Annotated in this window: 8 protein-coding genes and 1 pseudogene; 1 reads left to right on the forward strand and 8 read right to left on the reverse strand. The window is 44.9% G+C overall.

The window, feature by feature from the left end:
- The 7 genes and pseudogenes from WG89_RS33095 to WG89_RS27660 all read right to left on the reverse strand — a co-directional run.
- Positions 1 to 156 (reverse strand): transposase (locus WG89_RS33095; protein ID WP_172806884.1); only part of this gene is annotated, 156 nt, incomplete at its 3' end.
- Between the two features lie 73 nt (positions 157 to 229).
- On the reverse strand, positions 230 to 1,450 hold the full coding sequence (locus tag WG89_RS27635; protein WP_153301873.1) for a hypothetical protein: 1,221 nt from the start codon (positions 1,448 to 1,450) through the stop codon (positions 230 to 232).
- Between the two features lie 55 nt (positions 1,451 to 1,505).
- Positions 1,506 to 2,036, reverse strand: coding sequence for a protein DA1 (locus tag WG89_RS32475; RefSeq protein ID WP_245662991.1), 531 nt, complete (start codon positions 2,034 to 2,036; stop codon positions 1,506 to 1,508).
- A gap of 363 nt (positions 2,037 to 2,399) precedes the next feature.
- Positions 2,400 to 2,528, reverse strand: a pseudogene (locus WG89_RS33100) (LIM domain-containing protein); the annotation flags it as partial.
- A 51-nt stretch (positions 2,529 to 2,579) separates the two neighbouring features.
- Complete coding sequence (locus WG89_RS27650) at positions 2,580 to 3,893, reverse strand: hypothetical protein (protein ID WP_153301874.1); 1,314 nt, start codon at positions 3,891 to 3,893, stop codon at positions 2,580 to 2,582.
- A gap of 269 nt (positions 3,894 to 4,162) precedes the next feature.
- Positions 4,163 to 5,272, reverse strand: coding sequence for a tyrosine-type recombinase/integrase (locus tag WG89_RS27655; RefSeq protein ID WP_062270901.1), 1,110 nt, complete (start codon positions 5,270 to 5,272; stop codon positions 4,163 to 4,165).
- Entirely contained in the window at positions 5,269 to 6,354 is a 1,086-nt protein-coding gene (locus WG89_RS27660; RefSeq protein WP_062270903.1) for a coiled-coil domain-containing protein, read from the reverse strand. The genes WG89_RS27655 and WG89_RS27660 overlap by 4 nt, the downstream gene beginning before the upstream one ends.
- A gap of 196 nt (positions 6,355 to 6,550) precedes the next feature.
- Here WG89_RS27660 and WG89_RS27665 point away from each other — a divergent pair, with 196 nt between their 5' ends.
- Positions 6,551 to 6,853, forward strand: a complete 303-nt coding sequence (locus tag WG89_RS27665) for a high-potential iron-sulfur protein (RefSeq protein ID WP_079254096.1) — start codon at positions 6,551 to 6,553, stop codon at positions 6,851 to 6,853.
- A gap of 286 nt (positions 6,854 to 7,139) precedes the next feature.
- On the opposite strand, the gene tnpA is transcribed toward WG89_RS27665, so the two are convergent.
- Positions 7,140 to 7,414, reverse strand: a 275-nt coding sequence (gene tnpA, locus WG89_RS27670) for an IS200/IS605 family transposase (protein ID WP_153301653.1), incomplete at its 5' end; no start/stop codon positions are given.

Below are 7,414 nucleotides of genomic sequence, written 5' to 3' on the forward strand. Positions count from 1 at the left end.
ACAAGAATATCTCTGTCTGTCAGGCTGTGAATCGTCCTTGCCTTGGCGGGTTATGTCTGAGCTGGCACAGTGTGGGCATTTCACCCCGTCAGGCCAGCGAATCTGGCGTATCTGTTCAAAGCACTTGGCGTTGTCGAGGAGGTCATAAAGTTTCATGACACTTTTGTACAAGAAAACGTCTTCTATTCATAGTCAAATAACTCGTCCTCAACCAGCTCCCCAGAATCCATTAAGAGCCTTGCCTTTTTATATGCCAGGCCAGTACCAGACCGGAAATATCTCGCTGATAACGAGATAAATGTCGATTTTTAAATGCTTTCTCAACTTTATCTATTCCAAGGTCATCAGCTACTGCAGCAGTCATCATTTCCATGACTTTTTTTCCATCGCGGGTCCGTGCAAGGGGGACTCTTCGAGTCAATTGAGAAAAGGCTTCACCCAATTCCGGGCGTTTTTGTGACTCTACGGCATTCTGCAGTGATTTTAGAAGCGCTTTCTGGAGTTGTGGTGAGAAGCTCTTATCAGAGCCTGGCCAGAATTCTTTCTTGCGTTCGGTGAAGACTGATGAAAAAACCCAGATGGCCTGATGAAATTGTGTCTGGTTATCTTCATGAGTAAGTTCAAAGGGTATATCGACATCGTCGGCTCTCTGACCAAAGGCTGTGAGAACAAAGTTATTGAGATTCTTGGTGGTATCCAGATGGCTCAACATGTCAATGACACGTCCAGGAGACACCAGATGATTACCGGGTCTGACGGCAACTTGAGTTAAAAGCCAGACAGCAGGTAAAAACTGGGTTTGTTCTGTAAGGCTAATAAAGGATTCCATGTCCTCCTGGTTTTTTAAACGAGCAGGGTTGATACTGAAATCCTGATATTGAGCTAATACCTCAAAAAAATCATCGATATAATCCTTATAATCCCTGTACACATAATCAATGACTGTTTGCACACCCTTAGGATCATTGAGCAGCATTTTGGCGTAAATCAAAGTCATCAACAAATTACACTGAAGAGCTGGCTTTAGCTTTGAGAACTGTTCACTCCTGTTAATGCATTTAACAAGAGACTGATCCAGGTTTTCGATGACAACGCGAACCTTGTAAGCTCTCATGTCTTCCCGTCGCTGTTGAAATTGCTCAGGTGTTTCACCAGGTTGCTGATTAAGTTGTAAAAATGGCGTCATTTCCTGAATGATTCTCTCGGCAAAAGCTTTACTGGAGAGAGTCGCCGCAGGAGGGCGAGAGAGTTTGGGGGATACTTCAGTACTTTCTGTAGCACGATGACTGACCTGAGTGCCGGTGTCCTCTTCGTAATGCCTGTCATGGTCAGGAGAGGACGGTGGAACATTATCATCCAAAGACTTTTGTTTTACTTCATCATCCGAAGAACTCTCTTCAGCAATGGACTGTGGATTTTTGGGTTGGGAGTCATCTGAACCTGAAATCATAATAAATGGCTGTTTAAAGTACCTGACAATTAAATCGGCCATTGGATGCATTGGTTTACTGGAAGAAGAAAGCGCTCCAGCGGGTAGGGAATTTTTTTCTCTCTTTGATAAAAATCAGCAAGGTCTTCAAGGGCATGAGTTTTAAGGCGGCTCGAGCTTTCTGGAAGCCCAGACCATAGACCGGGTCATCACTGCTCTCGATGGCCATTCTGCGGAACTCGGCATCTTTAGTGTCCTGATTTTTCAGCCAGATATACTCCATCATGACACACATGCCTTCTTCGACTTCCAGAGGGAGGTCCCGGTAATTGTTATAAAAGAACCAAGCGTGGGTCAGTTCGTGGATGGCCACTGTTCGAAAGTGCTCTTCGGGAAGGTGTTTTTGTATCAGGATATCATTGAATTCTCTGGCTATTACCTGACCACTGGCCGCTGTGGTTGTGCTCCAGCGAGCCAGACCCAGTATGGGTCGTTCATTATGGAAATTATGACGACTGGCTTCTCTGAGCTCATCTCGGCCACACAGTGTTAGTGGTGTACTGGATTTATGAAGTTTCAGACCAACAGAGGCTAGTGCAGACCGCATTTGTTCCATTAACCTGTCGCCCTGTTCCTGTGTATCCACCCCTCTGAGATTACATAGGTTGCATATCACCAGGCCGTCTGGGAAGGACATGCCGCCATCAGTGATATTCTTGCAGACGATCCGGTGACAGCTGGAACAATTCGTATAATCCTGGTGAGTGTCGCAGAAAACATTCCCCCAGAAGTCCATTAAATAATGTTCAGCCAACGGTCTTCGGCAGACAGCGCAGAGTGGATGGTTCTGCTTTTGATAGCAGTCCAGATGCCATGGCATGCCATCGTTCTCAATGAACTTGTTCTTTATGGTCTTCCTACAGCCCGGGCATTTAAGGCAGCGGGGGTGGAAAGGGCGCCCATTGAAGCCAATAAAAGTCTTGTTCAGAAGAGGTTTTTTGCAGGTGCGGCAGTTGAAACAGTGCAGATGCCAATGGCTGCCGAGGGCTTCCAACCCATTGCCATAAATCGGTTTGCGACAGCTCTTGCAGAAATTCATGTCCTTCCCTGGCCATGTGATGCTCACTCAATAACTTTAGCAGGAGGCCATTTACAGGGCTTCGTCCAGAGTGAATTCTGAAATATCTTCGCTATAAAAGCCTAATGATTCAGCAGGTGATTGCTGAGGCTTGGGATGACTTGGCTGCCTTGGAGGAAGTCTTAATGTTCCATCTCCGAATAAGGTGAGTGGATACGTTCCAATAGTGTCTCTGTCTTCATTGACGACGAGACATAGAAAGTCAAAAAGTTTAACACTTAGCCAGCCAACATCATTCAGCTGCTCCGGCTTGCCCAGGTCAATGACTTTCTTAAACAATGTATGAGATTCACACAGATACGTTGAAAGGAGGCTTGATCGGCGATAGGCATCGCCAACTGTTTTTGAGGCTTTATCCGGAACAGTGCTTCGCAGGTAGGCGTAGTAAGGAATATCATTCTGTGGAGCAATGACCGCAAGTGTTCTGCTGTAGGGGGCAAACAGTAGTGCTGCGCCAGAGCTCTCGGTATTCAGACGGCCTGATGCTGCACTGGATAAGACCAATAGCTGGTGATTGGCTTTAGATTTTTTCATCAGGAAGGCAGGGTCGGGCTTTATGCCCATATCAAAATCACCCTCAGCATTTAATGGATGACCTGTGCCGAAAACATGAAACGCAGTGAAATAATCTTTCTGACTGAGTCTGTTCATGAAGTCAGTAAGAGTATCGACTGAAACTGCTTCACCCGCTGTAATTAGACTTGCAGCTTCTTTCTCCAGTTTCTGCATGTGTCCGGCAAGAGATTGAATGTAGCGAATTCGGCTACAGATTTCCGGGCTTTTACAGGTCTTTTTGTACGAGCGATAGAGGTGGTTCCGTGAAAAGTAGTTTCTTAGAAGATGATTTTCATAACTGTCTTTATCTATCTGCAGTTCTTTTAAGTAGGGAGCCATGGAAGGGTCGATGCGGCTGATCCAGAATCGGGAAGTATAAATAATTGATTTTTTCTTGATGTCGCTGCTTAACATCAGGTCTGGAGTACTGAAATAATAAAAGGGAAATCGACCTACCAGCACCAGAGCCTGCATCTTCTCTTTTTCATAGAGTGAATCGATTTGTATATGGAACTCTTCAGCCGTTGCAAAAGTTGAGCCTTGTTGTAACTCAAGATGAACGGTCCAGCCTTCTTTCTCAAGATCCGTCTGATAAATATCAATGCTGCTCTTTATTTCGTAGTAGCGAGTTTGCTCAATCATTACCACCACTTTCTGACCGTTCTCAGCTGGGGAGTGCTGCGCCAGTGGTTTGGCAATAGCCATTGGCTGTATAACCAATAGCAGCATACTGAATAGAAAATAACCGGACGCTAAGACTTTCTGATTCATGCAGGATACTCCATGAAGCAATAGGTTATTGTTAACATCGTCTGTCATGGAAGTCCCTGGTCCACACATCTAGCCGGATAGCAAATCAGTTAAAATATAGATCTCAATAAATGAATGTAAATTCTTTGTATTCTTTAGTGCTCTGGCGGAACAATGGGATATAAGGCGGTTTAATTATTAAATCCAATAAGATCAACAGGTTGTAAGCGACTGAGTGTGATAGAGCAATAAGCTCCATCACTATGGTTATTTCAACTAGTCAGTCAGTGTTAAAGAAAATGTGCTTCTGTCATCTTCTTCAATCTTCGAGCTTCTGTGTGGTAATACTGGCTGGTCGTGTTGATGGAGTCGTGCCCCGCAAAAATAGCCAGATCCTCAATATCCATCAGTTGTGCCAGATGTGTAAGGGCAGTGTGCCTCATGGCGTGAAACGGCATCGATAAGAACCGTTCAGCCATCTGATTATTCTCTGCCTGCAAGGCACAATAACGCATAAAATTTTGCCACCAGAACCTCAGTCCTCTGGAAGAGAGTCCCGCCAGTTTACCGTTCACTCTCCTTGTTCTGGGCGCCAGTGGAAAGTCATCACCCAAAAGTCCTTCGTATTGGTAGCTGGCTCTGAAGGCTTTGATTTCATTGACCAGTTTTTGATTAAGGGGGACTTGTCTTCGCTTACGTCCCTTACCAAGAATGCTTAGAAAGTAGCCGCCATCATTATCAGGGTGGATATCGTTGCAGCTATGCCCTGTTAACTCTGACTCACGAAGTCCGAGACTGTAACCGAGCATAATAATGTAGCGGGTTCGTGCTGCTTCATAGTCTGAATAGGATGAATCTTCTGCCTGAAGATCAAGGCAATGCAATAAATGACGCCATTCCTCTTCATGAAAGAAGCGAATCACAGTGTTGCCTCGAGACTGCTTTTCACCAGATCGAATCAATGAGACGGCAGGGTTTCCCAGTGTGTAGCGATTTTTCTCCAGAAACGAAAAGAAAGAAGAGAGTACGTCAATGACCTGATCTGTACTTTTACCTGGACGTATGGAACCTTTGAATAAAATTCTGTCAGGTTGACCGGGTAAAACCCCTTTCTTTAACCAGCGATCTGGCAGGTTCTGGATATGGTGAAGGTACATCTGTAGATGCTTTAGCCTTACTTCCTTATAGCCTGAACTCATATCTTGGTAGAGCCAGGCAGTAAAGCGAAGAATCTCTCTCTCATAACGTCTTAATGTTTCGCTTGAGCGAGCCGCAGACTTGTTTAGAAATAAGGTCAATATTTCGCTGTCATTAGCTGCACCCGACATATCATGGGATGAAACAATGTCATCCTCTTTGATCGGGAATTGCAATAACTCTGAGAGAGCAGGGAGGCTCATGAGCGAGCCTCGTTATTCTGCTCAATGGTTAGCTTAAGTGCATCGTTGTAGCCCTTAAGGCGCTCAACTTCTCGTTCCAGTTCTTTGCTTGAGTCGAGTTGGATCTGTAGAGACTTGTTGATGTCTTCCAGAGCTTTTTGGTTTTTGACAGCCTCTGCTAGCAAATTCTCACCATGCTTGGCTTTTTGCTCAATGCTCAGTAAATGTCTTACTGCTTCAGTTATGCTGTCGATGGGCTGGTTCAGAAGAAGAGCCAGTTCTTTAATAGCCTGGGAGTGGGGTTCTGATTCTTTCGCTTCAGCTTTATACCGATTTCTATCTTCACAGGCCTCCAGATGAGCTTTGGATTTGGCTTCCAGGCGATATTGAACCTCATTACGCTCTTTCTCGGCGGCAAGCTCGGCGTCTTTTTGCTTTTGCAATTTTGATTCAATATCTGTCCTTAATCTGCGCTCACTGTCTACTGTTTTGATCCAATGGTTGATCTGCCCCTGATACTGATTATCCAGCTTTGTTTCCAGAGAGGAGAGGGCGTGGCTGTGTTCTTCCTTGCTTGCAGCAAGAGTTTCTTCCAGCTTTATATTGGATTGTGAAGCTGCATTAAACTGTTCCTTGAGTTGAACGATCTCTTTATCAGCATCTACCTGATACTGAAGTTGTTTCTCGTTGGCTTCTTTTAACTGCTGGTTTTCGGTTTCTACAGCTTCCAGTTGCTGCTTCAAACTCAGTTGTTCTTCGGACAGTCGATGAACGATTTGTTGTAGCTCATCAATCTCCTGGTTGGCCTGGTCTTCAAAGTCACGCTGACTCGCTGTGGCATCGTGCTTCCATTGCAATAAAGAGCGCTTCAGGACCCGAACAAGGTCTGCTGGCAGCTCATCATCGACTTCTTTTTCTGCATCATCAAGAAAGCGCCATTCGTTGTAGTAGGGCAGAACAGTCTGTTTCCCCATTTTTGCGAGGCGAGCCAGTTTATCCGCATTAATCCTTTCTCCCTTGGCTTTCAGGTCGTCCAGAACTCTGAAAACCAGTTCTCTACGCTGAATTTCCTTCTGATTCTCTGCAGTCGCCTTGTTTTCCATGATTCTGACTCTAAGATGAACTATTAATACCAGTATTATAATACTGGTATTAATAGTATTAAAGTTATTCTTTTACTACCGGTAACTGAACTTACCGGTAGTAAATAAGAGTATTTTGCTAAATAAGGAAAGATCTGCTTTGAATAAAATTGCGTACAAAATAATGCAGTCGAAAGACACTCGATGAGGACAAAAAATGGACAGAAGACGGTTTATGCAGCTTGGGCTGGCCTGCGGACTGATTCCTTTGGTGTCGCTGGACTCAAAGGCGGCTCCGGCTCCCACTGGAGAGGTTCAGGAAGATGAACCTCAGGCGCAGGGACTGAACTATGTAAAGAAGGCTTCTGATGCCAGTAAGAATTCAAAATATGTGGCTGGAAGCACCTGTCAAAACTGCATGTTCTTTCAAGCAGATAAAAACAATGGCTGCACTCTGTTTGGTGGCCGCAAGGTAGAGGAGGGGGGCTGGTGTGTTGCCTGGGCACCAAAGCCTAAATAACAGCAGGTTTGAGTTGGCTTCATCTTAAGGAAGGTAAATGGGCTATGGAGCTTGGGACCGTTCTGTATCTTGTTTGCCTTTACCCATCTATGGCTCAGTATGTAGTTTCTAGCTTCCCTTTATTCTCATTGAACTTTAATGCGAAATATTGCTCTATTCCCAAAAGTGAAAGTTGCTGACCGGTAGTATGGGTCTTCCTTCTATTGAGCTTAAAGAATGATTAGCTAGTCACAGAATGAACTACCCCGCAGCAAGCTGCGGGGTATCCTCAGTGCAACTTGAGTGGTCAGTCCATAAACAGACTGATTTGGTTCGGACTTATTTCCTTCCGGTGTAGCTGCTTGTACTCCGCATTGCCTTGGTTTTTGACATAATTTGCAATTACATCTTCATTACCATGCTGGCCGACAGTATTCATAAAATATCCTGAACTCCAGAATGCTCCACCCCATAACTTTTGCTTAACTTCAGGGTTTTTCTTGAAAACTTCACGTGCCGTGATGCTCTTTACTTTCTGAGCGATCGACTTCGGACTCATGGTCGGTACCGACTGTATAAGAA

Origin of the sequence: Endozoicomonas arenosclerae (genome assembly GCF_001562015.1) — a bacterium.
Classification (GTDB): Bacteria; Pseudomonadota; Gammaproteobacteria; order Pseudomonadales; family Endozoicomonadaceae; genus Endozoicomonas_A; species Endozoicomonas_A arenosclerae.

What these genes read in the sequence shown, in the direction of transcription:
- WG89_RS27635 (WP_153301873.1), bottom strand. Translation starts at nt 1,450, where the DNA reads ATGATTTCAGGTTCAGATGACTCCCAACCCAAAAATCCACAGTCCATT.
- WG89_RS27650 (WP_153301874.1), bottom strand. Translation starts at nt 3,893, where the DNA reads ATGAATCAGAAAGTCTTAGCGTCCGGTTATTTTCTATTCAGTATGCTG.
- WG89_RS27665 (WP_079254096.1), top strand. Translation starts at nt 6,551, where the DNA reads ATGGACAGAAGACGGTTTATGCAGCTTGGGCTGGCCTGCGGACTGATT.
- WG89_RS27660 (WP_062270903.1), bottom strand. Translation starts at nt 6,354, where the DNA reads ATGGAAAACAAGGCGACTGCAGAGAATCAGAAGGAAATTCAGCGTAGA.
- WG89_RS32475 (WP_245662991.1), bottom strand. Translation starts at nt 2,036, where the DNA reads ATGCGGTCTGCACTAGCCTCTGTTGGTCTGAAACTTCATAAATCCAGT.
- WG89_RS27655 (WP_062270901.1), bottom strand. Translation starts at nt 5,272, where the DNA reads ATGAGCCTCCCTGCTCTCTCAGAGTTATTGCAATTCCCGATCAAAGAG.